Source organism: Phytobacter sp. V69 (assembly GCF_965644215.1).
GTDB lineage: Bacteria > Pseudomonadota > Gammaproteobacteria > Enterobacterales > Enterobacteriaceae > Phytobacter.
On sequence record NZ_CBFFRL010000463.1, the window covers coordinates 1 to 844 of the forward strand.

The following is an 844-nucleotide window of genomic DNA, read 5'->3' on the forward strand; positions in this document are numbered from 1 at the left end:
TATCGGTAGTTAACCCTTCCTCCTACACTCTCCACAATCATGTCCGAGCGTTGCACTTATTATCTGAATTCGCGCTTAAGTTATTAATTATTGTATCCACTGTGGATACGTTACCGCGCACCAGAGTGGATGTATAACGATGAAAATCGATCGTTCAGATCGACTACATTGATGTAGCCAGTGTGACAACGGGTGAAAAATCAAAACAGGGGAAATTATTTTTCCGGATTGAAAGTTTTTCGTATGACAAGAACGGGCCATAACGTTCTGGACGGTACACGCCAGCGCCACTGTGCAAGAAGAATTTCCAGTTGCATAACTGCACGCGCAGCGGGTGTGAAGGGAACATGTATGACATGGCTTCGGTAATGTCCGGCCTGAATCTGAAGATGCCTTCTGATACGTTTAATTCGATAAGAGGTGAGGAGATGGGAGGCAATCACGATGGTGTTTTCTCTGCCACTGAGAGCGTCCTCTATACTGGTTAGCACTCCATTCCAGAACCAGACCACACGTTCGGATGAAATACTGACGGTTGGCTGGTTTGGCGACAGATGCACGAATATCCTTGAGCTGCGCTTATGGTAGCTCAGGATGCAGGGCTGGTTGATGAGTCTGCGCTGCATCCAGTTCACCACTCTCAGAGAAAAAGGGGATATTAAAACAAGCCCCCAGATATACACCATCCCATCCTGATACCCCGTAATTAGAGCGATGAGCCCGTAACTCGCAAGACCCCAGCAGAGGATAATTCCAGAGACCACTAAATAGTGTCGTCACGAGGATAAAAATCATTGATAATAGGGCCTTCTAATCAGAAGGCCCTATTATCATGACTATTCCA

General features: G+C 46.4%; 1 protein-coding gene. It reads right to left on the reverse strand.

Annotation, left to right across the window (positions count from 1 at the left end):
• Positions 1-215: 215 nt before the first annotated feature.
• Entirely contained in the window at positions 216-686 is a 471-nt protein-coding gene (locus tag ACSZPU_RS25995; RefSeq protein WP_499004499.1) for a pili assembly chaperone, read from the reverse strand.
• Positions 687-844: the final 158 nt, after the last annotated feature.

Bases quoted from the DNA above. Each gene is read 5' to 3' on its own strand.
- ACSZPU_RS25995 (WP_499004499.1), bottom strand. From the start codon at position 686: ATGGTGTATATCTGGGGGCTTGTTTTAATATCCCCTTTTTCTCTGAGA.